Source organism: Pusillimonas caeni, from assembly GCF_003545815.1.
Classification (GTDB): domain Bacteria; phylum Pseudomonadota; class Gammaproteobacteria; order Burkholderiales; family Burkholderiaceae_B; genus Pusillimonas; species Pusillimonas caeni.
The window spans coordinates 81,039-103,615 of the sequence record NZ_PDUW01000004.1; the positions used below are offsets into that span (position 1 = coordinate 81,039).

The 22,577-nt window shown below is 66.8% G+C and carries 21 protein-coding genes; 4 read left to right on the forward strand and 17 right to left on the reverse strand.

The window, feature by feature from the left end; all coding sequences use genetic code 11:
- Positions 1 to 38 precede the first annotated feature (38 nt).
- Entirely contained in the window at positions 39 to 827 is a 789-nt protein-coding gene (fliR, locus tag CSC67_RS10270) for a flagellar biosynthetic protein FliR (RefSeq protein ID WP_118994438.1), read from the forward strand.
- A gap of 44 nt (positions 828 to 871) precedes the next feature.
- Here the strand turns inward: fliR and CSC67_RS10275 are convergent, their stop codons facing one another.
- The 13 genes from CSC67_RS10275 to flgB form a co-directional block, all read right to left on the reverse strand.
- Positions 872 to 1,348: a hypothetical protein gene (locus CSC67_RS10275; RefSeq protein ID WP_118994439.1), complete on the reverse strand. Its 477-nt coding sequence runs from the start codon at positions 1,346 to 1,348 to the stop codon at positions 872 to 874.
- Complete coding sequence (locus tag CSC67_RS10280; RefSeq protein WP_118994440.1) at positions 1,348 to 2,742, reverse strand: methyl-accepting chemotaxis protein; 1,395 nt, start codon at positions 2,740 to 2,742, stop codon at positions 1,348 to 1,350. Before CSC67_RS10280 ends, CSC67_RS10275 begins: the two co-directional genes overlap by 1 nt.
- Positions 2,742 to 3,998: a flagellar hook-associated protein FlgL gene (flgL, locus tag CSC67_RS10285; RefSeq protein ID WP_118994441.1), complete on the reverse strand. Its 1,257-nt coding sequence runs from the start codon at positions 3,996 to 3,998 to the stop codon at positions 2,742 to 2,744. The genes CSC67_RS10280 and flgL overlap by 1 nt, the downstream gene beginning before the upstream one ends.
- A 51-nt stretch (positions 3,999 to 4,049) precedes the next feature.
- Positions 4,050 to 5,696 carry a flagellar hook-associated protein FlgK gene (flgK, locus tag CSC67_RS10290; RefSeq protein ID WP_118994442.1) on the reverse strand — a complete coding sequence of 549 codons (1,647 nt, stop codon included), beginning with the start codon at positions 5,694 to 5,696 and terminating at the stop codon, positions 4,050 to 4,052.
- Between the two features lie 154 nt (positions 5,697 to 5,850).
- Complete coding sequence (gene flgJ / locus CSC67_RS10295) at positions 5,851 to 6,840, reverse strand: flagellar assembly peptidoglycan hydrolase FlgJ (protein ID WP_118994443.1); 990 nt, start codon at positions 6,838 to 6,840, stop codon at positions 5,851 to 5,853.
- 24 nt (positions 6,841 to 6,864) lie between these two features.
- Positions 6,865 to 7,992 (reverse strand): flagellar basal body P-ring protein FlgI, encoded by a 1,128-nt coding sequence (locus tag CSC67_RS10300; protein WP_425337646.1) that lies wholly within the window; start codon positions 7,990 to 7,992, stop codon positions 6,865 to 6,867.
- A gap of 29 nt (positions 7,993 to 8,021) precedes the next feature.
- Positions 8,022 to 8,711 (reverse strand): flagellar basal body L-ring protein FlgH, encoded by a 690-nt coding sequence (locus CSC67_RS10305; protein ID WP_167752840.1) that lies wholly within the window; start codon positions 8,709 to 8,711, stop codon positions 8,022 to 8,024.
- A gap of 13 nt (positions 8,712 to 8,724) precedes the next feature.
- On the reverse strand, positions 8,725 to 9,510 hold the full coding sequence (flgG, locus tag CSC67_RS10310) for a flagellar basal-body rod protein FlgG (protein WP_118994445.1): 786 nt from the start codon (positions 9,508 to 9,510) through the stop codon (positions 8,725 to 8,727).
- 41 nt (positions 9,511 to 9,551) lie between these two features.
- Positions 9,552 to 10,307, reverse strand: a complete 756-nt coding sequence (locus tag CSC67_RS10315) for a flagellar basal body rod protein FlgF (protein WP_118994446.1) — start codon at positions 10,305 to 10,307, stop codon at positions 9,552 to 9,554.
- A gap of 8 nt (positions 10,308 to 10,315) precedes the next feature.
- The gene (locus CSC67_RS10320) at positions 10,316 to 11,776 is read right to left on the reverse strand and encodes a flagellar hook-basal body complex protein (RefSeq protein ID WP_118994447.1); all 1,461 of its coding nucleotides are present in this window, start codon (positions 11,774 to 11,776) and stop codon (positions 10,316 to 10,318) included.
- A 71-nt stretch (positions 11,777 to 11,847) separates the two neighbouring features.
- Positions 11,848 to 12,537, reverse strand: a complete 690-nt coding sequence (locus tag CSC67_RS10325; RefSeq protein ID WP_118994448.1) for a flagellar hook capping FlgD N-terminal domain-containing protein — start codon at positions 12,535 to 12,537, stop codon at positions 11,848 to 11,850.
- A gap of 10 nt (positions 12,538 to 12,547) precedes the next feature.
- Entirely contained in the window at positions 12,548 to 12,964 is a 417-nt protein-coding gene (gene flgC, locus CSC67_RS10330) for a flagellar basal body rod protein FlgC (RefSeq protein WP_118994449.1), read from the reverse strand.
- 19 nt (positions 12,965 to 12,983) lie between these two features.
- Complete coding sequence (flgB, locus tag CSC67_RS10335; RefSeq protein ID WP_118994450.1) at positions 12,984 to 13,391, reverse strand: flagellar basal body rod protein FlgB; 408 nt, start codon at positions 13,389 to 13,391, stop codon at positions 12,984 to 12,986.
- A gap of 265 nt (positions 13,392 to 13,656) precedes the next feature.
- On the opposite strand from flgB, the gene flgA reads away from it, so the two are divergent.
- The 3 genes from flgA to CSC67_RS10350 all read left to right on the forward strand — a co-directional run bounded on the left by flgA (position 13,657) and on the right by CSC67_RS10350 (position 15,188).
- Positions 13,657 to 14,295: a flagellar basal body P-ring formation chaperone FlgA gene (flgA, locus tag CSC67_RS10340; RefSeq protein WP_245220197.1), complete on the forward strand. Its 639-nt coding sequence runs from the start codon at positions 13,657 to 13,659 to the stop codon at positions 14,293 to 14,295.
- 122 nt (positions 14,296 to 14,417) lie between these two features.
- On the forward strand, positions 14,418 to 14,690 hold the full coding sequence (gene flgM / locus CSC67_RS10345) for a flagellar biosynthesis anti-sigma factor FlgM (RefSeq protein ID WP_342447674.1): 273 nt from the start codon (positions 14,418 to 14,420) through the stop codon (positions 14,688 to 14,690).
- A gap of 24 nt (positions 14,691 to 14,714) precedes the next feature.
- Positions 14,715 to 15,188, forward strand: a complete 474-nt coding sequence (locus CSC67_RS10350) for a flagella synthesis protein FlgN (RefSeq protein ID WP_118994453.1) — start codon at positions 14,715 to 14,717, stop codon at positions 15,186 to 15,188.
- A gap of 23 nt (positions 15,189 to 15,211) precedes the next feature.
- Here CSC67_RS10350 and flhF read toward each other — a convergent pair whose 3' ends face one another.
- From flhF to CSC67_RS10370, 4 genes are all read right to left on the reverse strand, one after another.
- Positions 15,212 to 17,578 (reverse strand): flagellar biosynthesis GTPase FlhF, encoded by a 2,367-nt coding sequence (gene flhF / locus CSC67_RS10355; RefSeq protein WP_118994454.1) that lies wholly within the window; start codon positions 17,576 to 17,578, stop codon positions 15,212 to 15,214.
- Positions 17,575 to 19,689: a flagellar biosynthesis protein FlhA gene (flhA, locus tag CSC67_RS10360; RefSeq protein WP_118994455.1), complete on the reverse strand. Its 2,115-nt coding sequence runs from the start codon at positions 19,687 to 19,689 to the stop codon at positions 17,575 to 17,577. Before flhA ends, flhF begins: the two co-directional genes overlap by 4 nt.
- A complete protein-coding gene (gene flhB, locus CSC67_RS10365) occupies positions 19,686 to 20,846 on the reverse strand; it encodes a flagellar biosynthesis protein FlhB (RefSeq protein WP_118994456.1) in 1,161 nt (386 codons plus the stop codon). The genes flhA and flhB overlap by 4 nt, the downstream gene beginning before the upstream one ends.
- A gap of 144 nt (positions 20,847 to 20,990) precedes the next feature.
- Positions 20,991 to 22,514 carry a methyl-accepting chemotaxis protein gene (locus CSC67_RS10370; protein ID WP_118994457.1) on the reverse strand — a complete coding sequence of 508 codons (1,524 nt, stop codon included), beginning with the start codon at positions 22,512 to 22,514 and terminating at the stop codon, positions 20,991 to 20,993.
- Positions 22,515 to 22,577 lie beyond the last annotated feature (63 nt).

The following is a 22,577-nucleotide window of genomic DNA, read 5'->3' on the forward strand; positions in this document are numbered from 1 at the left end:
AATACAAAACACCCCGGGCTCCGCGCCCGCCTCGCGACATGGTTTCCTTCGAACTCGAGCAGCTTTATGGCTGGATGAACGGCTTTCTGTGGCCCTTCCTGCGCATACTGGCTCTGGTGGGCACGGCGCCGCTGCTGAGCGAGTCTTCCATACCCACCCGAGTCAAAGCAGGCCTGTCGGCCCTGCTCGCTCTGGCCGTGGCGCCCGCCCTGCCGCCGCCTCCCGAGTTCTCGCCCGCCTCTTACCAAGGCCTGTGGATCGCCGCGCAGCAAGTGCTGATCGGCATTGCCCTGGGCTTGACCATGCGCATCGTGTTCGCCGCCGTCCAGACGGCGGGCGAATTCATCGGCCTGCAGATGGGGCTTTCCTTTGCGTCCTTCTTCGACCCCGCCACCGGAGCGAACACGGCCGTGCTAGCCCGCCTGATGAACGTGATCGCCATGCTGCTGTTCCTGGCGCTCAACGGTCATTTGCTGATGATAGGCGGCCTGGTGCGCACTTTCGAGGTGCTGCCGGCGACGGCCGGCTTCCATCTCGAGGGCCTGGGCGTACTGTTCGACTGGAGCGCTCAGGTGATGGTCTCGGGCATGCTGCTGGCGCTGCCGCTCATCATCGTCCTGCTGACGATCAGCCTTTCCCTCGGCATCCTCAACCGCACCGCTCAGCAGCTGTCGGTCTTTGCCGTCGGCTTTCCCATCAGCCTGTTGGTGGGCCTGATCCTGCTGGCGGTCGTCCTGCCCCAGACCGCGCCCTTCATCGGCCGCCTGTTCGACGCCGGACACGAGGCCATGGCGCGTCTGATCCAGGCGCTGGCCGGCGTGTCCTAGAATCGTTGGCGAATAAAGGACAGCCCCTATAACGCCCGGGCGAATCAGCGCACCGGATAAACCGCGGCCGGTCCGTCGCCGAAGTCCGGGCCGTAGGGAAAGCCGGCGGGCACGGCCCGGGGCAGGCCGCCGGCTAGCGGATCGGACGCCTGCTCGGCCGCCCGGCCGGTTTCCCCGTGGACATTGACACGATCGACGACATGCTGGAAGCGGCCGTCGCCGCCGAAGCGCAGCCACAGTTCGCGGCGGAAATACACGGCGTCGGTGACCAGGGTGGCCTTGTGGGTCCAGCCCGCCAACGCGGAACCGTCCCCCTGGCGGTAGACATGGTCGGGCTCGGCCTTCAGGATGCCGGACGCCTGCTCGAGGGTCGTCCGGCCCGGCAGGATGCGATTCATCCCGGACGTGTCGAAGGAGTGGCCCGTCGTGCTGCACGCGGCCAGCGCCCATGCCAGGCCGGCCAGGGCCAAGCCGCGCGAGACCGACCGGAACACCCTCGCCGCGCCTTGGCCGCCGGACATCAGAATTCTTCCCAATCGTCGTCCGCCGGCTTGCCGGCAGGCGCGGCGGCCAGGGCCGGCGCGGCCGCCGTCCTGCCGAGCGCGGGACGGGCCGTCGGCGTCGAGGGTGTCGCTGCGGGCGCATCGGCCGCGGCATCGGGCGATGCCAGCGAAGTCCGCGCGGGTCCGGCTACCTTGGCCGCAGGTTGCGCCGCGCCGCCCGCCCGGCGCTCGCCGCTCTTTGCCGCGGGCGACGCGGCGCGATGGCCGGCGGCCAGGCGGAAGGTCGATACTGCCTGGCCGACGCTGCCCAGATGGCGGCGCAACTCCTCGGCCACGCGGCTCGCCTCTTCGACCAGCACGGCGTTCTGCTGAGTGACGCCGTCCATCTGGGTGACGGCCAGATTGATCTGCTCGATGCCGCTGGACTGCTCGACGGTGGCGGCGGATATCTCGCCCATGATGTCCGTGACCCGGGCGACCGAAGATACGATTTCCTCCATGGTCGAGCCGGCGCGCTCGACTTGGTCGGAACCCTCGGCCACCTTCTTCACCGAGTCCTCGATCAGATCCTTGATCTCCTTGGCCGCGTGCGCGCTGCGCTGGGCCAGGGCGCGGACCTCCGAGGCCACCACGGCGAAACCCTTGCCCTGCTCGCCCGCGCGCGCCGCTTCCACGGCCGCATTGAGGGCCAGGATATTGGTCTGGAAGGCAATGCTGTCGATGACGCCGACGATGTCCGAGATCTTGCGCGAGCTGGCCGAAATGCCCTGCATGGTGGAGACGACCTCGCCCACGGCGACACCGCCGCGTTGCGCCACCTCGGAGGCGGTCACCGCCAGTTGATTCGCCTGGCGTGCATTGTCGGCATTCTGCTTCACTGTGCTGGCCAGCTCTTCCATGCTGGCGGCCGTCTGCTGAAGCGCCGCCGCCTGCTGTTCGGTGCGGCTGCTCAGATCGGCATGGCCGGAAACAATGCGCTGGGCGCTGTCCCCGATCAGCTCCAGGCCGGCGCGCACATTGCCCACGCTTCGAGCCAGGCTATCCTGCACACGCTTGACGCCCTGGGCCAGCGGGCCCAGTTCTTCGGGCCGGGCCTCGACGCGATAGGTGAGATCGCCCGCGGCCAACGCATCGAGTTGGCGCCCGACCAGGGCCAGCGGCCGGATGGCATTGCGCGATACCAGGCGCAGCGCCGCGGCGGCCAGTACGACCGCAAGCAGCGATACCGCAATGAAGCCCCAGGCCGCCTGGCCCAGCCGCTGGTTCGCCGCTTTCAGGGCCGCACCCTGCAGCGCGGCGGCGTTCTGCTGCAGCATGTACCATCCCGCCGCCGCGGAAATCAGGACCAGCAGGCAGAGGCACACCATCAGTACCGAAATGCCAATGCGGATTTGCCATTGTGTGGATTTCATCAGCTAGACCCCATGTTGAACAGGCTTGTACCTTGAATCTTCTTGAATGCCAGCGCGGCGGCTTCCAGCGCGGAACGGCGCAACTCGAGCTGGGTGGTGACGGTGTAGTAATCGACGTCCTCGAGCTTGGAAAGCTGGTTGGCGTAGCTCAGGCCGCGCGAACTGCCGTTGGCGTCGATGGCGTCGATCTCATTGAGCCGCGAACCGACCGAAGCCCGCACCGTCAGGACCTGGTTGTAGTTGATGTCGATGCGCTGCATGGCCGAGGCCAGCGCGTTGGCCACCTTCGCCTGGCCGAGCTCATCGCCATCGTTCGGCGTCTCGAGCGCCTGGATGATGGCGTCCAGCGTGTCGAACACGTTCAACTCGGTGTCCGCATGGGCGGCCGGCTCGACCGAAAAACTGTCTCCCGCCTTGGGCTGGCCGGAGAAGGCCACCTGCACGCCGCCGGGCAGTTGCAGCGTCGTCGTCCCCTCCTCGTAGTCGATCGGGCCATAGCTCTGCGGATCGCCATCCGCGTCAAAGGTGTTCACGGTGTACTGGAGCACCGGATCGGGGCCGGCGGTCTCGGTGAACTCGATCGTGAAAGGCATGCCGACGTGCTCGCCCTGGGCGTCGGTGACGACGGGCGCGCCGATCAGCCCCGTGCCCTGGTTGCCGGCCCCCGCCTGGGTGAGATAGGCGCGCGAACCCGACGCCGCGCGCGCAAAGACGTCGCTGCCCAGGTCGGTGGCGGCGATGCGCCGCGTCTGGTCCGCCTGTATCTCGCGCTTGCCGCCATCGCCGGCGTAGCTCACCGCGCCGCCCGCGTCCTTCACGAAGGCCGGCTGGGTGGCCGAGAATCCCGAAAACAGGTACTGGCCGTTCCCGTCGGTGGAGTTGGCCAATCCGAACAGCGTCTCCTTGGAATTTCTCAGCACGTCGGCCAGAGTGGCCCTGTCGGCGTCCGACATGGTGCCGTTGCCGGCCTCGACCAGCCGGGTCTTGATGTCCTGCAGCAGGGTCGTTACCGAGTTGAGCGCGTTTTCCTCATTGCCCAGATTCATCTTGAGCACGTCGCGGTTGGCGGCGTAGCGCTCGTTGAGCGATTGCGACTGGCTCAGATTGACCGCCTGGGCCGCGCCCAGCGGATCGTCGGCCGGCGTGACCATGCGCTGGCCGCTGGCCGCCTGCTGGTAAAGATGCAGCAGATCGGACTGCTGGGCGTTGATGGCATTGAGCCCGGTCTGGAAAAAATAGGAAGAACTGATACGCATGATGGCGGCCCCGAATGGAAAGACGCTGATGTGGCGATGGACTCAGGCGGCTCAGGCGCGCAAGCCGAGCAGCGTGTCGAACAGGGTCGAACTGACGTCGATCAGGCGGGACGCCGCGCGGAACTGCTCCTGATAGCGTTCGAGATTGACGTACTCTTCGTTGAGATTGACGCCCGAAACGGCTTGCTGTGCGGCATAGTTCTGCTGGATCAGCGTGGCCTGCGCCTTGGAGGCGGTGGCGTTCTGCTGCGTCAGCACGCCCACTTTGTTGACAATCTGGGAGTAGGCTTCGTTCAGGCTCATGGAGCCCTTGCCCAGCGTCTTGCCGGTCTGCAGCTCGGCCAGGCGCAGCGCATTGTCGCCGTCCGCCTCGCCCGCCGCGCTGCCCGCCGCCGCGATCTGCGAGGCGCTGTCGATGGCCAGCTTCAGGCTTCCGGCCGCATTCCGGGTGGGCTGCACCAGCCAGGAGTCGCCCGCCATGGGCGTGCCGCCCGAGATATCGAACTCCACGCCGTCGAAGGAGGCGGGCAGCGTGTCGCCTTCGTACACCACCGAGCCGCCCGGCACGCTGGTGATCTGGTAATTGGAACCGTCGAACACGACGCGGTAATCCTGGGCGGTCAGCTGATTGGCGTCCGTCAGCACGGCGCCGGCCACCGCGCTGCCCTTGTTCGTGGCGGCTTCGATCACCTTGGGCGCGCCCAGCGAAAAGAAGTCGACCCCTGCGGCGCCATTGACGTCATAGCCCTGGCGATGGATCTCATTGACCGCCATGGCCAGGCCCGCGGCCAGGCGTCCCAGGTCGTTCTGGACGGTGTCCAGCGCTTCGCTGCGATATTGCAGCAGGCCGCCCAGGCTGCCGCCGCCGATCGAGGCGTCGGACATCTCGACCAGGGTCGTGCGGCCCGAACCCGTCGGAGCGCTGTAGGCGACGACGAGTCGGGTGGGATCGTCGGCCGACGGTACGGCCTGCAAGGGAAAGACCGTGTCGCCGCCCAGCAGCACCTGGCCGTTGCCGATGGTGATGTTGAAACTTCCGTCCTGCTCGATGACGCGGACGCCGGCCAGCTGGCTCAGTTCCGACAGCACCTGCTCGCGCTGGTCCAGCAGGTCGTTGGGCGGCTGGCCCGAGCTGGACGCCTTGGCCACCACGATCTGCTGATTGAGATCGCGGACGCGTTCGACGTAGCTGTTGATCTGCGTCACCACCGTCGAGATCTGCGTATTGATGTTTTCGCGCTGCGAATCCAGAAAAGCGTTGGCATCGTTGATCTGGCCCACCAGGCTGGACGCGCGGCCCAGCAGCTCCTGGCGGGCAGCCGGATCGGCCGGAGCCGACGCAACGGCCTGCATGCCGTCGAAGAACTTCTGCAGCGCGGGGCTCACGCCCACGGTGCGATCGCCGAACAGATTGTTGATTTGCGTGATTTCGGTGCCGTACGACACCAGCGAAGCGCCCGTCGTCTGGGCGTTGACCAGTTGGCGATACAGGAAATTATTGTACGAGCGCTCGATGCTGTCGGTGCGCACGCCCTGGCCGACGAAGCCGTAGCCCATGTTGCGTCCGCCCGCGCTGGACACCACGACGCTCTGGCGGTTGTAGCCTTCGGTGGCGGCGTTGTTGATGTTGTGCCCGGCGGTCTGCAGGCGCGCCGTGGCGGCAGCCAGACCCGATAGACCAAGATTTGCTAAATTCATTGTGATTCCGCTGTTGGTTGTTGATACCCGGCACGGAGGGCACAGGCACGGCTTCTGCTTGTATTACGGCACGGAAGGGAGAATATTTAATACGGGGCGGCGGGCGATGGAACCCTCCGGAAGACCGTCACCGGTGCGTTGCCGCCGCCCTTCTTCACGCCCTCCGGCTGTCGAAATAGCCCATGATGGAAATCAGCTTGTCCGCGTAGTCCGGGTCGGTGGCATAGCCGGCGCGCTGGATGCTGCGCGCGGCCTCTTCGGCGCTGCCCGCCTTCACGACCTCGCTGTAGCGTTCGTTGCGGCTGATGAGGAGCGCATAATCGGCGAATGATTCGGCGTAGGAGTCATAAGCGCGAAACGGCTGCATCACCTTGCGCGCGACGCCGTTCTCGTACTCGGTGGTCATGATGTTGACCACCTTGCCCTTCCAGTTGGGCGAGGCCTTGATGCCGAACAGGTTGTAGCTCTGGCTGCCGTCCTCGCCGCGGATCTCGCGCCTGCCCCAGCCCGATTCCAGCGCCGCCTGGCTCAGGATCAGCTCGGCCGGAACCCCGCTCTCCTTCGATGCGCTGCGGGCCGCGTGAGTCATTCTGGAGACGAACTGCTCGATGTGCTGCGGTGCGCCGCGTATGGCCGACACGGCCGCGCCGGCGGCCCGGCCCGCCACGCTGTTGGACAGCATGTCGATGAGCGCGGAGATGGACGGCGCGTCGTCGGGACGCTCGGGCCCTATGCGCGACCGCAGCGCCGGCAGGCGCGAGCCGGACAGTTCGGGCGGACGGCTTTCGGCGCCGCTTCCGGAGGCCCTGTCCCGTCCGGCGCCGCCCTGCATCTGGTCCAGCAGCGCCTGAGCCAGGCCCACGCCGGGGTCCGCCAGCTGCAGGGCCGTCTGCTCGTCCGACATGCTTTGCGCAAGACGGGTCTGGTCGCTTTGGAACAGGCCCTGTATGCCCGTGGAGGCCTGACGGGCCTGCTTGATCAGCTGCTGCAGGAACAAGGCCTCGAACTGGCGCGCCACCTCCTTCTTTTCCTCGTCGCTGCCGCCGCTGCGCGACACCTCGCCCTGCAGGCGCGACAGGGCGCTGGTGTCGAAAGCCGCGCGGGGGCTGTCGGCCGGCCGGGGAATGTATCGCACGAAACTCATGATCGTCTGTTCATTGTTCGTCGTCTAGATGATTTCCAGATCGGCGCGCAAGGCGCCGGCGCTCTTGAGGGTCTGCAGAATGGACAGGAGATCCTGAGGCGTCGCGCCCAGGGCGTTCAACGCCTGCACCACGTCGGCCAGATTGGCGCTGGTGTTGACGCGATGAATGGCGCCCGTGTCCGAACGCATCTCGATCTGGGTGTTCTCGGTCACCACCGTCTGGCCGCCGCCGAACGGCGTATCGGGCTGGCTGACCTGCTGCTGGCTGCTGATGACCACCGACAGATTGCCGTAGGCGATGGCGGCCTCTTCGATGGTGACGGTACGGTTCATGACCACCGAGCCGGTGCGCGCATTGACGATGACCTTGGCGCGCGCGGGCGGCAGCGTCACTTGCACATTCTCCACGCGCGACAGGAAGCGGGTCTGCCCCGCCGAGTCGAGCGGGCCCCGCAACTGCACCAGCCGCGCATCCAGCGCGGTGGCCGTGCCGGGACCGAGTTCGCGGTTCAGGGCGGCCACCACCCTGTCGGTCACGCTGAAGTCGGAACTGTTCAGTTCCAGATTGATCAGGCCGTCTTGCGCGAACAGGGTCGGAACGGCGCGCTCGATGATGGCGCCATTGGAAATGATGCCGCCGTTCAACTGGTTGACCTGGACGCTGGACCCGCCCGCCTGGGCGCCGGCGCCGCCCACCAGCAGATTGCCCTGGGCCAGCGCATACACCTGTCCGTCCGCGCCTTTGAGAGGGGTCATCAGCAAGGTGCCGCCGCGCAGGCTCTTGGCGTTGCCCATGGAGGAAACCACCACGTCCACCGTCTGCCCCGGCCGGGCGAAAGCCGGCAGGCGCGCGGTGACCATCACCGCCGCCACATTCTTGACCTGCATATTGGTGCCCTGCGGCACCGTGACGCCCAGCTGGGACAGCATATTGGTCAGGCTCTGCTGGGTGAAGGGCGACTGGCGCACCTGGTCTCCGCTGCCGTCCAGTCCCACCACCAGGCCATAGCCGATCAGTTGATTGGCGCGCACCCCCTGGATGGAAGCCAGGTCCTTGATGCGGTCGGCCGCGCCGGCGGGCGCGGCCCACAGGCCGCCGAGCAGAAGCAGGCAGGCCAGGGCGCGACCGGCCCGGGCCGGCAATGCGAGGATGAGGTGAAAGCGTTGCGGCACAGCCGTCCTCAGAAAGGTGAAATGTTCAAGAAAAAGCGCTGCAGCCAGCCCATGGTCTGCACTTCGTCCATGCGTCCCTTGCTGCGAAACTCGATGCGGGCGTCGGCCACCTGGGTGGAAGAGACCGTATTCGAGCCCGTGACCGAGCGCGGGTCGACCACGCCGGAAAAGCGTATATGCTCGCTGCCGCGATTGATGGCGATCTGCTTCTCGCCGGCGATCTGCAGATTGCCGTTGGGCAGGATGCCGATCACGGTCGTGGTCAGCGTGCCGCTGAAGGTGTTGTCGGCGCGGCTGGAACCCGTGCCCTCCGCGGCGTTGCCGCCGCCCATCTCGAAGCCCTGCTGGGGTCCCAGGCCCGGGGGGAAGAATGCGGGCACCACGTCCAGGCCGAGGTTGGCGCTGCCAGTGCGGTTCGACGACGTGGCGACGTTCTTGGCGGCGTTGGTGCGTTCCTGGATGATGACGGTGACGATGTCGCCCACGTTGCGCGGGCGCCTGTCCTCGAACAGCGGGTAGTTGCCATAGGCCGTGGGCTGGTAGATGGCGCCGTTGGCGACCGGCGCCGGCGCCTGCATGGCGGGCGGCGGCGCGGTAAGCGGGCCGGTCACCACCGGCTCGGGCGGCACCAGCGCGCAGCCCGTCACCGCCGCGGCCAGCAGGCAGGACAGGCAAAAGCGTAGGAAATTGCGCATCATGAAGCCGGCCGCGTCAGATCTGGGTCAGCCGCGCCAGCATCTGGTCGGAAGTCTGGATCGCCTTGCTGTTCATTTCGTAGGCGCGCTGGGTGGTGATCATGTTCACCAGTTCCTCGGCAACGTTGACGTTGGACGTCTCGACGTAGTTCTGCAGGATCAGGCCGGCGCCGTCCAGGCCCGGCGCGGCGAAGTTGGCCGGTCCCGACGCGTCGGTTTCCACGTACAGGTTCTCGCCGGCGCTTTGCAGGCCGGTGGGATTGATGAAGGTGCTGATCTGCAGCTGGCCGACCTGCACATTGGTGCCGATCGCGCCGGGCTGAGTCACCGATACGGTGCCGTCACGGGCGATCGTGATGCTCAAGGCATTGTCGGGGACATTGATGGGCGGCTGGATGGGATAGCCGCCGGCCGTCACCAGCTGGCCGTTCTGGTCGACCTGCAGGCTGCCGTCGCGTGTGTAGGCGAAGGTGCCGTCCGGCATCTCGACCTGGAGAAAGCCGCGCCCCTGGATGGCGATGTCCAGCGAATTGCCCGTGTCCTTGAGATTGCCCTGGGTGTGCACGCGTTCGGTCGCCACGACGCGTGTGCCGGTGCCCACCTGCAGCCCCGAAGGCAGTTGGTTGGCGGCGCCGACCTGGGCGCCGGGCTGGCGTATGGTCTGGTACATCAGGTCTTCGAACACCGCGCGGCTGCGCTTGAAGCCGGCCGTATTGACGTTGGCCAGATTGTTCGAAATGACGTCCATCTGGGTCTGCTGCGATTCCAGACCCGTCTTGGCGGTCCACAGTGAGCGTATCATTTTCGTTTCCTCGTCGATGCGCCCGGGCGCATCCAGTAAGTTCAGTTGCCGATGGACAGGATCGAATTGGCATTTTGCTCGATGCCGCTCGCGTCCTGGATGACCTTCATCTGCATTTCAAAGCGGCGCGCATTCTCGATCAGGGCCACCATGGTCCCCGCCGCGCTGACGTTGCTCTTCTCGACGAAGCCCGACACCATTTGCACGGCGGGGTCGGCGGCCACGAAAGGCAGTGCCTCGGGATCGGCGCGAAAGTAGCCGTCGCCGCCCCGCTGCAGAGCAGCCGGCTCGGGGTTGGACAATTTGATCTGGCCAATGACCTGGATATCGGCAGGGTTGTCGCCCGCACCCAGGGCGGTAATGGTGCCGTCGCGCGAGAAGGTGACCGTGCCCCGATCCGGTATCTCTATCGGCGCGTTGTCCGCCGACAGCACGGGATACCCGTCCCGGTTGACCAGCAATCCCTGCAGGCTGACCTGGAATTCGCCCGCCCGCGTAAAGGCCTCGCCACCGTCCGGCGTCTGGACGCTGAACCACCCCTCTCCGGTCACGGCCAGGTCCAGCGCGCGGCCGGTCTCGGTCATGATGCCCTGCTCCAGGTTGCTGCCGGGCGTGGTGGCCACCGTCGAGACACGGGTCGACAGCTCGTCTCCGGCCACCACCGGCACCGAGCGGTAGTTGATGAATTGCTCGCGGAAACCCGTGGAACCGATGTTGGCCAGATTGTTGGACAGCACCGCCTGCTGATCCAGCACGCGGTTGGCGCCGTTGGCCACTGTGTAGATGATGCGATCCATGGCGGCGCTTAACGCATGGTGATCAGGGTCTGCAGCACCTGATCCTGGGTCTTGATGGTCTGCGCGTTGGCCTGGTAGGTGCGCTGCGCGATGATCATATTGACCAGTTCCTGGCTCATGTCCACATTGGATTCTTCCACCGACTGGCCCTGCAGCGTAGCCAGGCCGTTGCTGCCCGGACGGCCCACGACCGGACCGCCCGAGGCGCCCGTTTCCACCCAGGCGTTGCCGCCGACGGGCTGCAGGCCCTGCAGGTTGTTGAAGTCGGCCAGCGCGATGTAGCCCATGGCCTGCGTTTCGCCATTGGTGTAGTTGGCCACGATGGCGCCATCGGCGGAGATGGACATGCCGGCGTATTCGCCGGTCGGGAAGCCCGTCTGGGTGAAGTTGGGCGAGAAGTCGCCGCCGAACTGGGTCGAGCCGCCGTAGCTGACGTTGATGCTCAGGTCGTTCGCCGGCGAATTCACGCCGCCGGGGTTGGCGAAGCTGAGGGTCTGCGTGCCGCCGCTGAGCAGCAGCCCGCCGCTCGAGAAGCGCAGTTCGGCCGGCGAGCCGTCGGGATGGGAGTCCAGCTCCTGGCCGTTCAGGCGGTAATACACTTCCCAGGTGCTTTCGCCGGGGGTGGCGCTTTCGCGCTTGACGAAGTATTGCGTCAACTGGTGCGCGTTGCCCAGCGAGTCGTAGACCGAGATCGGCAGCGAGTGGGTGAAGCTTTGCGCGTCGTTGGGGTCGAAGGGGTGGCCGACGATGGCGGGAACGAAGGCGGTTTCACCCGCGCCCTGCGCGGGCAGGCCGCTTGCGGCCAGCGGCGTGGTGGCGGCAATGGTCACCGTCGAGCCATCGGCGGACGTATATTCCCCGTCGTCCGGTGCCGTTCCACTCCAGACAACGTCGCCATTGGCGTTGACGGTGTAGTTGTAGGCTTGCGTAGCGGGCGGCGTGCCGCTGTCGGTCAACACGATCGTGCCGGGAGTCTGGGGCACCGACGCCGTATGGATCACCGGCGCATTCGCGTCCAGATTGGTCTTGGTCGTCATGCTGTCGGTCGCGCGCGGCGGAATATTGCCGACCGGCACCTGAATGGGCACGAGGTCGGTGCCGTTCAGGGCGTAGCCCGTCAGGCGATGCCCCTGGGCATTGACGATGTAGTTGTCCTTGTTGGCGTGGAACTGGCCGTTGCGGGTGTAGAGGATGTTGCCGCTGGCGTCCTGCACCCGGAACATGCCCTTGGCGCCGTCTATCGCCATGTCGAACTGATTGCCGGTGGCGCTGATGGTGCCCACCGTGAAGCGCTGGTTGACGCTCGAGACCTTGGTGCCCAGGCCCACCTTGCTGTTGGCGTACACGTCGGCAAAGGCGGCGGAGCTCGATTTGAAGCCGACCGTGCCCGAGTTGGCGATGTTGTTGCCGATGACATCCAGTTCCTGCGCGGCGGCGTTCAATCCGCTCAAGCCTTGTCCGAAACCCATGATCTACCTCGTTGTGTGTTTATTCAAATGAAGCCGCGCGACGAGACGGAATTCGCCGCATCGACGCTGTGCTACATGATCTTGCGAATATCGAAAAGCGAATACGTGCCCGCCAGCCCAAGCTCCAGCTGCAGGCCGGTGGAGGCATAGGCGACGCTGGACACCGTGCCCGAAGTCAGCGCCTCGGCCGCCACCGGCTGGCCCTCGGCGTCCATGGCCGCCACCTGCACGGTGTAGGCGCCGTCCCCGGCGGGCAGGCCGGCATCGTCCTTGCCGTCCCATTGCATGGTCAGCACCCCGGCCTGCTGCGGATCCTCCAGTTCGATCTGGCGGATGGCTTTCCCGCTGGCGTCCAGGATCGTCACGACCACCTTGGCCGCATCGGAAATCAGGTCGACCCCGAAAGGCGTGGCGACCTGAGTGGCCACGCCGTCGACCACGCTGCTGCCCAGCGACACTTTCTCGCCCGGCACCAGCACCTCTTTGCCGATCAGGTTCGCCGCCTGCATCGATTGCGACAGATCCATCTGGCCCGAGAGGGCCAGCAGCGTGTTGTTGAGCTGGTTGATGCCGTTCACCGTGGACAGCTGCGCGATCTGGGAAGTGACTTCGGCGTTGTCCATCGGATTGAGGGGATCCTGGTTCTGCAGCTGGGTCACCAGCAGGGTCAGGAACTGCTCCTGGGTGGCCGCGGTCGTGTCGCCGGCCTGCCCCAGCAGCGACGCGCCGCCGGCGCCGGACAAGGGATTGACTGTGCTCATGGCCGGCTCCTTATTGACCGATGGAAAGCGTGCGCATCATCAGGCTCTTGGCCGTATTGATGACTTCGACGTTGGCCTGGTACGAACGGGATGCGGAAATCATGTTGACCGTCTCGGCCACCACGTCGACGTTGGGCATGGCGACGTAGCCGTCCGCGTCGGCCAACGGGTTCCTGGGGTCGTAGCGCAGGCGCGGCGGCGCCTCGCTTTCCACCACGCCGGCCACGCGCACCCCGCCGACCGACTGCGTGTAGGGCTGGCCGGGCGCGGGCTGCATCTTGAAGACGACTTCGCGCGCTTTGTAGGGCTGGCCGTCCGGCCCGGCGACGCTGTCTGCGTTGGCCATATTGCTGGCCGACACGTTCATACGCTGGGATTGCGCCGTCAGGGCCGATCCCGCGATCTCGAATATGCTCATGGAAGACATTGCTTGCCGTCCTTTCCGTTTATTGTTGCAGCGCGGCCATCAGGCCCTTGATGCGCTGCGAAATGATGGTCAGATCGGTCTGGTACTTGACCGTGTTGTCGGCGAACTGCACCCGCTCCACGTCCATCTCTACCGTATTGCCATCCAGGCTGGGCTGCCGCGGCAGGCGGTAGAGCAGTTCGGCCGGGTCGGGCGTGACCGCCTTGGCCGGTATGTGGCGGCTCGAAGTCAAGGACAGCTGGGTATCGGCCAGGCGCATGCTCTCGCCCATGGCGTTCTGCAGCGCCGACCTGAAGTCGAAGTCGCGCGCCTTGTAATTCGGCGTGTCGGCATTGGCGATATTGGACGCCAGCACCTCCTGCCTTTGCTGGCGCAGGTTGATGGCGGTCTGGAAGAACCTCAGGTCCTCGCCGATTCGATCAGTCATCTGCCTCTTCGTCCATGTAAACAAATAGTTGGATGCGCCGTAGACCAGAAGCCGCGCAGCGCCGCGGGGCGCGGCGCCCCACGGCGCAAGCCCTTCTCACATGCCAGCATGTTAAAGGCGGCCCCGGCAAGACAAACTACGAAACAAGGCGCTATTTCTCGGCCAATTCCGCCGATGCCGGCGCAGGCCGCTCTATACAATTCCAGGCATGCTCAAGCATTGTCTTTCCGCCGCGCTCCTGGCCGCTTCGTGCCTGGCGCCGGCCATGGCCCAACCCGCGTCCGCCCTCACCCGCGACGACCTGTCGCGCCAGATCGAGGAATTCCTGCGCGACCAGGCGGCCGCCTATCCCGGCGAGCCGCGGGTCGCCGTCACGCCGCCCCAGATCGACCGCATGCCGGCCTGCGAGCAAAGCGAGATCTTCCTGCCCTCGCAGGGCCGGCTGCGTTCCCGCATGACGGTGGGCATACGATGCCTGGCGCCCAAGCCTTGGGTCAGCTACACCCAGGCGGAACTGGGCGTCGAGGGCAACTACTACGTGGCCAGCCGCAGCCTGGACGCCGGCACGGCCATCGCCCCCGACGACGTTGCCGTCCGCGAGGGGGATCTGCTGCGCCTGGCGCCGGGCACCGTCTATGATGCGGAGCGCCTGTTCGGCAGCATCACCACGCAACGCATAGGAACAGGATCGCCGTTGCGCGAAAGAGCCCTGCGCAGTCCCGACTCGATCGCGCGCGGCCAGGCTGTGCGGCTGGAAGCGCGCGGCGTGGGTTTCGTGGCCAGCAGCGACGGCACCGCCCTGCAAGGGGGAGAGCCGGGCGCCCGGATCCAGGTGCGGGCCGCATCGGGACAGACAGTAAGCGGAACCGTGCTCAACGGCCAGACCGTACTGGTGCTGATGTGACCGACATGCAATATTGCCGCCGCGGCCAAGCGCTTATTCCGCCTAAATTTTTTTCTCGTGGGACCGTTACCCTCTATACTGAAACTGTCAGTGATACAGCCTGACCGGAGCCTTTCTTGAAGATCACGCCCACTCCTCACAATTCGACACTTACCGCTGTTTCCGGCACACGTTCGCCCTCGGGTGCGCAGCCCGGCTCGAACACGGCGGGCAAGAGTACGGTCGAACTCAGTCCGGCGGCACGCCAATTGGCCAGCCTGCAGAACGGCGACAACGATGTCGACCTCGAACGAGTCCAGCAGATCCGCGACGCCATTGCCTCGGGTCAGCTCAAGGTGGACGCCGGCCGCGTCGCCGACTCTCTTCTGGCCAGTGTGCGCGAGCTGCTCAAATAGCCGGGGCTCCTGAACCTTCCCATCATGTCCGCATCGCCTCAAATACTGCAACGCGCCCTGGAAGCCGAACTGGTCCTCGTTCAGCGCTTCATCGACATTCTTAAAGCCGAGGCGCATGCCCTGGAGCAGCCCGACCACGGCGAGGCGCTCAACACATCGACGCAGGACAAGAACGCCTGCATCGAACAATTGCTGGATGCCGGCCGCACACGCGAAAGCGCCTTGCGCGAACTGGGCTTCGGGCCGGACCGGGCCGGGCTTGACGAGGCCGCGGCAACCCACCCCGCCCTGCGCGAATCCTGCGCCGGACTGTTCGACCTGGGCCGGCGGGCGAGCGAACTCAATGCCGCCAACGGCGCGATGATCAATACCTATCTCAGGCACACGCAGCAAGCGTTGCAGGCCCTGCAGCCCCTGGTCGGCAACCCCGGCCTCTACGACGCCAGCGGCCGGCCGGGCCAGGCCAAAGGCCAGCGCAAGAGCATTACCGCGGGCTAGGGCCTAACGCCAGGCCTGTCGCGCTAAGCTCTCTCCATCAGGTCTTTCACCGCGAACAATCGGATCAGAGACGACGCCGCCGCGGAGGCGCCCGGCTGCGCGCCGGAAGCGCCCGCGAAGGCGGCCAGCGCGGCCGATACCGGCCCGCCCTCCTGCGAGGCATGCCAGGCGGCCATTGCAATGTGTATCGATGCGGCGGCGCGCTCGCCCAGCGTGTCCCGAACCGCCGGCGTCGCCGGCAGGGGCCATGCGCCCGGCAGATGCCGCGCCGCCTCCCTGGCCTCGGCCCTCACCACCAGCCAGGCCACCAGCGCATCCAGGTCGGCCTGCTCCATCGGCACATTGCTCAAGCCATGCAGGGATTTGATCGTCCGCCCGCTGCGCCGGTCGATCAGGCGCACGGCCACCTGGCGCACAGGCAGGGCCGCCGCGCCGCGCCGCGCCAGCTCGACGGACCCGCCGGCCGCCCAGAGCGCCACATGCGCGCGGGGCACGCCCTGCAGCGCGGCCAGATCCAGGCGCGACAAGACTGTATCCAGGCAGCGGTAGTCCAGCGTTTTGGCATGAGCGGCAACCGTCGTAGCACAAGACTGCGCCTCGACGCGCACGCTGCCGGGGCAATGCGCCAGCCACCGGGCCGGCTCTGCACAGAGCTCGCGCAACAGCGCCTGTCCCGAAAAATCGAATAGATGGATGGCGGCCGAAGCGCCGGCTTGGCGGCCCACGAACCGGATCCGGTGCCGCAGCCGCTCGGCCTCCGACATGGCCTGCGGCCCCGAGGAGCCGTCGGACGCCTGCCACCCCTCGCCCACCGGCCATTGCTGCCAGGGCGAAGCCAGCGCCCGGCCGCCTTCCCCCAGCAAGAGGGTCGCATGCAGTTTCGCGCGCGCCGCCCCGGGCAAGGAACCGAAGCTGTCGTGCAGCGCCAGCATGCGCTCCTGGCCGAGCAAGGCCAGTTCGCTGCGCGCGGCCGCCCAAGGGCGCCAGGAAGTGCCCGCGTCCGCGACGACTCGCCGCCACAGGCGGTAGGCGCCCGAATACACTTCGCTGGAATCCAGTTCGGCGCAGGCGGCCCGCAAGGAATCCGCATCGAGCGCCGCGGCCTGTGGACCGGCCAGGGCCAGCAGGCCCGGCAAGAAGGCCTGCATCGCCGCCGGCTCGGCGCGGCGCCGGGACGACGGCTCCGGCGGCGCCTCCATCAGCGCCGCCAGATCGGCCGCGCTGGGCGAAAACAGCGCCGACGCGGGCTGGACCGGCATGAACGCCTGATCGATCCAGGCCTCGGCATCCATGCAGGCCAGGTCCTCGGGCACTTTCTGTCCGGTCGAAGCGTAATGGATCGGCAGTTGATAGCGTATGGCGATGTCCAGCGCCGGGCCCAGCCTGGGGCTCTCATCCAGTTTCGTCACGATGCAGCCCGCCGGCCGCCGGCCTCCGTCGTTGGTGTAGGCGCGCGCCACTTCGTCCAAGGTGTCGCCCTGGCTGGCGGAATTCAACACCAGCAGACGCTCCACCGGCCTGGGAAGGCCGCTCAGCATGGCGGCCTGCTCGCCGACATGGCGATCGCGCTGGCTCACGCCGACGTTGTCGATCAGGATGCGCGCATCCGGATCGGCCGACGCCATCAGACGAGCCAGTTCGGCGCGGTCCTGGGCGACGTGCACCGCCACCCCCATCATGCGGCCATAGGTTCTCAATTGCTCATGGGCCCCGATGCGATAGGTGTCCGTGGTGATCAGCATCAAGCCGCCGGCCCCGAAACGCCGGGCGCAGCGCGCGGCCAGCTTGGCGATGGTGGTCGTCTTGCCCACGCCGGTCGGCCCGACCAGGGCCAGGGCGGCGCCCGGGGCCCATAGCGCGTCCTCGTCGGGCAGGACCGGCAGATGCCCCGTCAGCTCATCGCGGCACCATTGCAGCGCGGCGCGCGGCGGCAGGGCCTCGGGCAGGCGCTTGAGCATGGCGCGCAGGAGCGCGGTGCTGAAACCCATGGCCATGAGCTTCTGAAATAGGGACACGGCCTGCGGCGCCTTGCGCAGCTGGGCACCCCACAGCAGCTCATCGAAGCCGTGCTCGAGCAGCCCTTTCATGGAGCCGATGGCCTGCATGACGTCGGCCGGGCTGGCGCCCGCCTGCGGCCGGGGCATTGCCGGCCGCGCGGCGGCGGGCTGGGGCGCAGCGGCGGGCCGCCGAGGCGCGGCATCGAGAGGGACGCCGGCCGCGCCGCTGCCGGAGGGTGTGGCAGGCGCCACGCTGGTCTGGTCGGTCGCCAGGATTTCCACCCCGCCGTTGACGCGCCGGCTCGAGACGATGAGGGGGTCGGGCCCCAGCGCCATTCTCACCTGGCGCATGGCTTCACGGTTGGTGGCCCCGAAAAAGCGGCTTACGTTCATGATGCGCTCCCGCCGATGACGGATGTCACGCGCAGAACCCGTTCATCCGGAATCTCCTGATGGGACAGCACGCCCAGCTGCGGCAGATGGTGGCGCAGGAAGCGCGAGAGCGAGGCGCGCAGCGGGCCCGGCACCACCAGCACGGCCGCATCGCCGTTGGCTTCCTGGGCCTGCACGGCGGCCACCGCATCGCTCAGCAGGCTTTCCGCCAGGCCGGGCTCGAGCGCGCCGCTGGTGGCCAGGGCCTGGCCCAGCACCCGCTCCAGCTTGGGATCCAGGCCGATGACCCGCAGCTCGCCCTCGCCCGGAAACCAATGCTGCGTAATGGCGCGGCCCAGCGCCGCACGGGTAACGGCCAGCAGTTCGGTCGCATCCGGGCCCGTGCCGTTGGGATGGGCCGCCGCCAGCCTGGGCGCGTGCTCGGTCAGCGTCTCGATGATGGTGCGCATGTCGCGGATGGGCACGTCTTCGCTCAACAGGCCGCGCAGCAGTTTCTGCAATTGCGACAGAGAGATCGTCTTGGGCACTAGGTCCTCGACCAGTTTGGGCGCTTCCTTGCCGACGTGGTCGAGCAGTTGCTGGACTTCCTGGCGGCCCAGCAGGCTGTCGCCATGGCGATGCATGAGGTGGTTCAAGTGCGTGGCGACCACGGTGCCCGCATCGACCACGGTATAGCCCGCGATCTGCGCCTGCTCGCGCAGCGAGACGTCGATCCAGACGGCGGGCAGGCCGAAGGCCGGATCGGTGGTGGGCGTGCCCGGCAGCTTCATCGCCGCCTCGCCCGGGTCGATGGCCAGCCACTGATCGGGCATGGCCTGGCCGCGGCCCACTTCCACCCCCGAAAGCAGAATGCGGTATTCGTTGGGCTTCAGTTCGAGATTGTCTCGTATGTGCACCACGGGCGGCAGGAAGCCGACGTCTTGTGCATACTTCTTGCGCAGGCTGCGGATGCGGTGCAGCAGTTCGCCGTTCTGCGCATGGTCCACCAGCGAAATCAGGCGATAGCCCACTTCCAGGCCGAGGGGGTCGACCAATGAAACGTCGTCCCAACTCGCCTCGGCCGCGGCCGCTTCGGCGGCTTCCTGATTCTTCATTGGCTCCCGGGCCTTCTCCGCCGCCGCCGCGCGCTGCCGCTTGCGCAGCATCCACCCGGCTCCGGCCAGGGCGGCCGCCAGCGCCAGGAAGGAGAAATGCGGCATGTTGGGAATCAGGCCCATGGCCGCCAGGATGCCGGCCGTGATGAACATGACGGCCGGATTGGCGAACAGCTGATTGACCATCTGCTGGCCCACGTCCTCGTCCGTCGCCACGCGCGACACCACGACGCCGGCGGCGGTGGAAATGATGAGCGCCGGAATCTGCGCCACCAGGCCGTCGCCGATGGTCAGCAGGGTGTATACCCGTCCGGCGTCGGAAAAGCTCAGGCCGTGCTGGGCCACGCCCACGATCAGGCCGCCGATGACGTTGATGACCATGATCAGCAGGCCCGCCACCGCGTCGCCGCGGACGAATTTGCTGGCGCCGTCCATCGAGCCGTAGAACTCGGCCTCTTGAGACACCTCGCTGCGCCGGCGGCGCGCCTCGTCCTCGCCGATCAGCCCCGCGTTCAGGTCGGCGTCGATGGCCATCTGCTTGCCGGGCATGGCGTCCAGGGTGAAGCGCGCGCCCACCTCGGCGATGCGCCCGGCGCCCTTGGTAATGACGACGAAGTTGATGATGACCAGGATGATGAAGACGATGATGCCGACCGCGAAGTTGCCGCCGACGAGAAAGTGGCCGAAGGCTTCGATGACCTGTCCCGCCGCGTCCGGCCCTTTGTGGCCGTTCATCAGCACCACCCGCGTGGAGGCGACGTTCAGCGCCAGCCGCAGCAGGGTCGCGAACAGCAGCACGGCGGGAAACGCCGCGAAATCGAGCGGTTTTTTAGTGAACATCGCCACCAGCAGAATCATCACCGCCAGCGAGATGTTGAAGGTGAAGAGCAGGTCGAGCACGATCGGCGCCAAAGGCAGAATCATCATGGCCATGACCATGAGGATCAGTATCGGCCCGGCCAGCAGCCGCGCGTGCTGCATGCCGTCGTTCTTCAACAGCGAAAGTATCTGGTTCATGAGACTTGCGGCTCGGCGCCGCGCTTGTTGGCCGGATCCATGTCCGCGGGAACCGGAAGGTCGTCGGGACGGATCGGCGCCGCGCCCCGGCCGGGCTGCCAGGTGCGCAATTGATAGACCCAGGCCAGGACCTGCGCCACCGCGCCATACAGCGCCGCGGGAATCTCCTGGCCGAGTTCGACATGATGATGCAGGGCGCGCGCCAGAGGCGGCGCGCTGAGCATCGGCACTTTATGCGCTTGCGCGATCTCGCGGATGCGGGCGGCGATCAGGCCCGAGCCCTTGGCCACCACGCGCGGCGCGCCCGCCTGCTGCTCGCTGTAGATCAATGCGACGGCGTAGTGCGTGGGATTGGTGACCACCACGTCGGCCTTGGGCACTTCGGACATCATGCGCCGGCGCGCCATGGCGCGCTGCTGCTGGCGGATGCGGCCCTTGACGTGGGGATCGCCCTCGCTTTCCTTGTGTTCCTGCTTGACGTCCTGGCGCGACATGCGCATTTTCTTGTGATGGCTCCACAACTGCCAGGGCGCATCGATGGCCACCACCAGGATCAGCGCCGCCACGATCAGCGCGCAGCACAGCGCCACCAGGCGCATGCCCGCCGTCAGGGCCTCGGTGGGCGTAGCGTGCATCAGAACGATCATGTCGTCGCGGTAATGCCATATGACCATGGCGCCGATGCCGCCGATCACCGCCGCCTTGGCCAGGGTCTTGAACAATTCCACCAGGGTCTGGGACGAGAACATGCGCGCCACGCCCTTGAGCGGATTCAGCCGCTCGAACTTGGGCTCGAGCGCCTTGGCGGTGAAGACCAGTCCGCCCAGGGCCACCGACGACAGCACGGCCACCGTCACCAGGGCGCCGAACAGAGGCAGCAGGCTGGCCAGCGCCTGGAAGGCGGACTCGGCCGCGGCGGCCGTCATCACCCCCGTATCCCGGGCGATGCGCGGATCGAACCACAGGCCCGCCCTGACCACGCCGTTGAGCGACCGGTACAGATAGGCGCCGGTCAGCCACAGCATGGCCACGCCGCAGGCCAGCAGCATGAAGGTGTTGAGCTCGCGCGAACGCGCCACCTGCCCTTCTTCGCGCGCCTTTTCCAGGCGCCGGGGGGTGGCGGCTTCGGTTTTTTCGAGGTCGCTGTCCTCAGCCATTCAGTATCACGCGCGCAATTTACCCATAATCACCGTGAATTCTAGTGATAGGGGCCGCGCCGCGATCGCTGAAGCAAGGCGGGGAAACCCGCCCAATTCGTTCGACCCGCTTCCGGCCGGCGGCATGCGCCGGCCATAACATGCTTAACGGGCCGCGCGGCGGAACTGCTCGTCGAAACGGTTGTAGTCGACCCCGAGCCGCACCCCGCCCCACCGCCGGCCGCCAATGTCCAGGGGCAGCGACAGGTCCGTCACGATGTCGCCGGTATCCCGCATATGGGTCTGGCACAGCACGCCCCTGGGGTTCTTGACGGCCGCGAGGCTGAACTCGTCGTTGAAAATGCGCTTGTGCCGCACGTGGACCTTGTCGTGCTCGGGATCGCCGGTGGGCGCCTGGCAATAGCGCGAATTGTGGCTGGGGCAATAGCCGTTGTCGTCGAACAGCACCGCATAATAGCCGGCCGGTATCATGGCCAGGACATTGTCCAGCACAGGCTGCAGGCTGGGCTCGATCGCCGAGTCGTACAAGGTGTGATAGCGCGGCGGATTGCTGCCCGCTATCGGCCGGTATTGCCGGTCGAAAATGTCCAGACCCTGCTCCTGAGCCTGCTGAAGCAGTTTCACGCAGGACGAGCGCAACTGCTGCAGCACCTGGGCCAGCCAGTCGAAAGGCGTGTCGCCGGTGCGCAGCGCGGCCAGCTGCTTTTGCAGGCTCTCGGTCTTGTTGCGCACGCCCTGGACCTGGTCGGTCATGGTGACCATGCGGTTCTGCACCTGCGCGCTCAAGGCCGCGATGCGGGCGATGGCCTCGTTCATGTCCCGGTTGGTAACGTCGACCTGGGCGACGGTCTGGGCCATTTCGCCCATGCGGGCGTCCATGCGCTGGAAATCATCGACGAAGCGATCGAAGTCCTTTCTGAAGCCCGACACCACTTGCTCTGAACTGCTCATGTCGGCGTGGATCTCGCTGGTGCGGCCGCGCGTGTCGGATACGAGTTCCAGGATCTGGCCCGCCTGCAGCACGATGTCGCCGGTCGCGGCATTCACCCTTTCGGCCAGTTTCCCCACTTCGGTCGCCACCACCGCGAACCCCTTGCCCGCCTCGCCCGCCCGGGCGGCCTCGACGCCCGCATTGAGCGCCAGCAAGTGGGTCTGCAGGGCAATGTCCTTGATCAGCCGGCTGGTGTCGCCGACCGATTGGGCGCGCTGGCTAAGCTGCGCCACCACCCCGGAGAAGACCTCCATCTGGCCGGCGACCCGGCCGACCCGCTCGTGAAGCTCATTGAGCTGCGACAGCGCCTGGTTGGCCACGGCCAGCTGCGCGGTGCAGGCCTGCGCGACCTCGGCCACGCCCTGTGCCGTTTCGCGCGACAGGGTCTCGATCTGGTTGCCGCTGACGGCCAGCGCCTGCGTGTCGGCGCTTTGTTCGGATACCAGCCTGCGGCAGACCTGCGCCTGGCCATGCAGCCTGGCGGTATTGAGCGCGATGTCGATGGTGGCCTCGCGCATCGAAACCAGGCCCTGCCGCACGGCGCCCAGGAGCCGCCCCAGGGGCCAGGAGACCGGGCTCAACGACCATGCGCGGTCCGCGAAAGTGGCCTTGCCGCGCGCGATGCGGCTCACCAGCCGGTAAACACCCAGAGTGCGTCTTTTGCTTTTGTGCCTCATTCAGTCTCCCCCTTATTGTTCTAGGCCTGCGTGCTCATGCGGCTGTCCTTCTAGTGTCAACAG

Excerpts from the sequence above, each read along its gene's own strand:
- fliR (WP_118994438.1), top strand. The coding sequence starts at position 39 with ATGGTTTCCTTCGAACTCGAGCAGCTTTATGGCTGGATGAACGGCTTT.
- CSC67_RS10275 (WP_118994439.1), bottom strand. The coding sequence starts at position 1,348 with ATGTCCGGCGGCCAAGGCGCGGCGAGGGTGTTCCGGTCGGTCTCGCGC.
- CSC67_RS10280 (WP_118994440.1), bottom strand. The coding sequence starts at position 2,742 with ATGAAATCCACACAATGGCAAATCCGCATTGGCATTTCGGTACTGATG.
- flgL (WP_118994441.1), bottom strand. The coding sequence starts at position 3,998 with ATGCGTATCAGTTCTTCCTATTTTTTCCAGACCGGGCTCAATGCCATC.
- flgK (WP_118994442.1), bottom strand. The coding sequence starts at position 5,696 with ATGAATTTAGCAAATCTTGGTCTATCGGGTCTGGCTGCCGCCACGGCG.
- flgJ (WP_118994443.1), bottom strand. The coding sequence starts at position 6,840 with ATGAGTTTCGTGCGATACATTCCCCGGCCGGCCGACAGCCCCCGCGCG.
- CSC67_RS10305 (WP_167752840.1), bottom strand. The coding sequence starts at position 8,711 with ATGATGCGCAATTTCCTACGCTTTTGCCTGTCCTGCCTGCTGGCCGCG.
- flgG (WP_118994445.1), bottom strand. The coding sequence starts at position 9,510 with ATGATACGCTCACTGTGGACCGCCAAGACGGGTCTGGAATCGCAGCAG.
- CSC67_RS10315 (WP_118994446.1), bottom strand. The coding sequence starts at position 10,307 with ATGGATCGCATCATCTACACAGTGGCCAACGGCGCCAACCGCGTGCTG.
- CSC67_RS10320 (WP_118994447.1), bottom strand. The coding sequence starts at position 11,776 with ATGGGTTTCGGACAAGGCTTGAGCGGATTGAACGCCGCCGCGCAGGAA.
- CSC67_RS10325 (WP_118994448.1), bottom strand. The coding sequence starts at position 12,537 with ATGAGCACAGTCAATCCCTTGTCCGGCGCCGGCGGCGCGTCGCTGCTG.
- flgC (WP_118994449.1), bottom strand. The coding sequence starts at position 12,964 with ATGTCTTCCATGAGCATATTCGAGATCGCGGGATCGGCCCTGACGGCG.
- flgB (WP_118994450.1), bottom strand. The coding sequence starts at position 13,391 with ATGACTGATCGAATCGGCGAGGACCTGAGGTTCTTCCAGACCGCCATC.
- flgA (WP_245220197.1), top strand. The coding sequence starts at position 13,657 with ATGGCCCAACCCGCGTCCGCCCTCACCCGCGACGACCTGTCGCGCCAG.
- CSC67_RS10350 (WP_118994453.1), top strand. The coding sequence starts at position 14,715 with ATGTCCGCATCGCCTCAAATACTGCAACGCGCCCTGGAAGCCGAACTG.
- flhF (WP_118994454.1), bottom strand. The coding sequence starts at position 17,578 with ATGAACGTAAGCCGCTTTTTCGGGGCCACCAACCGTGAAGCCATGCGC.
- flhA (WP_118994455.1), bottom strand. The coding sequence starts at position 19,689 with ATGAACCAGATACTTTCGCTGTTGAAGAACGACGGCATGCAGCACGCG.
- flhB (WP_118994456.1), bottom strand. The coding sequence starts at position 20,846 with ATGGCTGAGGACAGCGACCTCGAAAAAACCGAAGCCGCCACCCCCCGG.
- CSC67_RS10370 (WP_118994457.1), bottom strand. The coding sequence starts at position 22,514 with ATGAGGCACAAAAGCAAAAGACGCACTCTGGGTGTTTACCGGCTGGTG.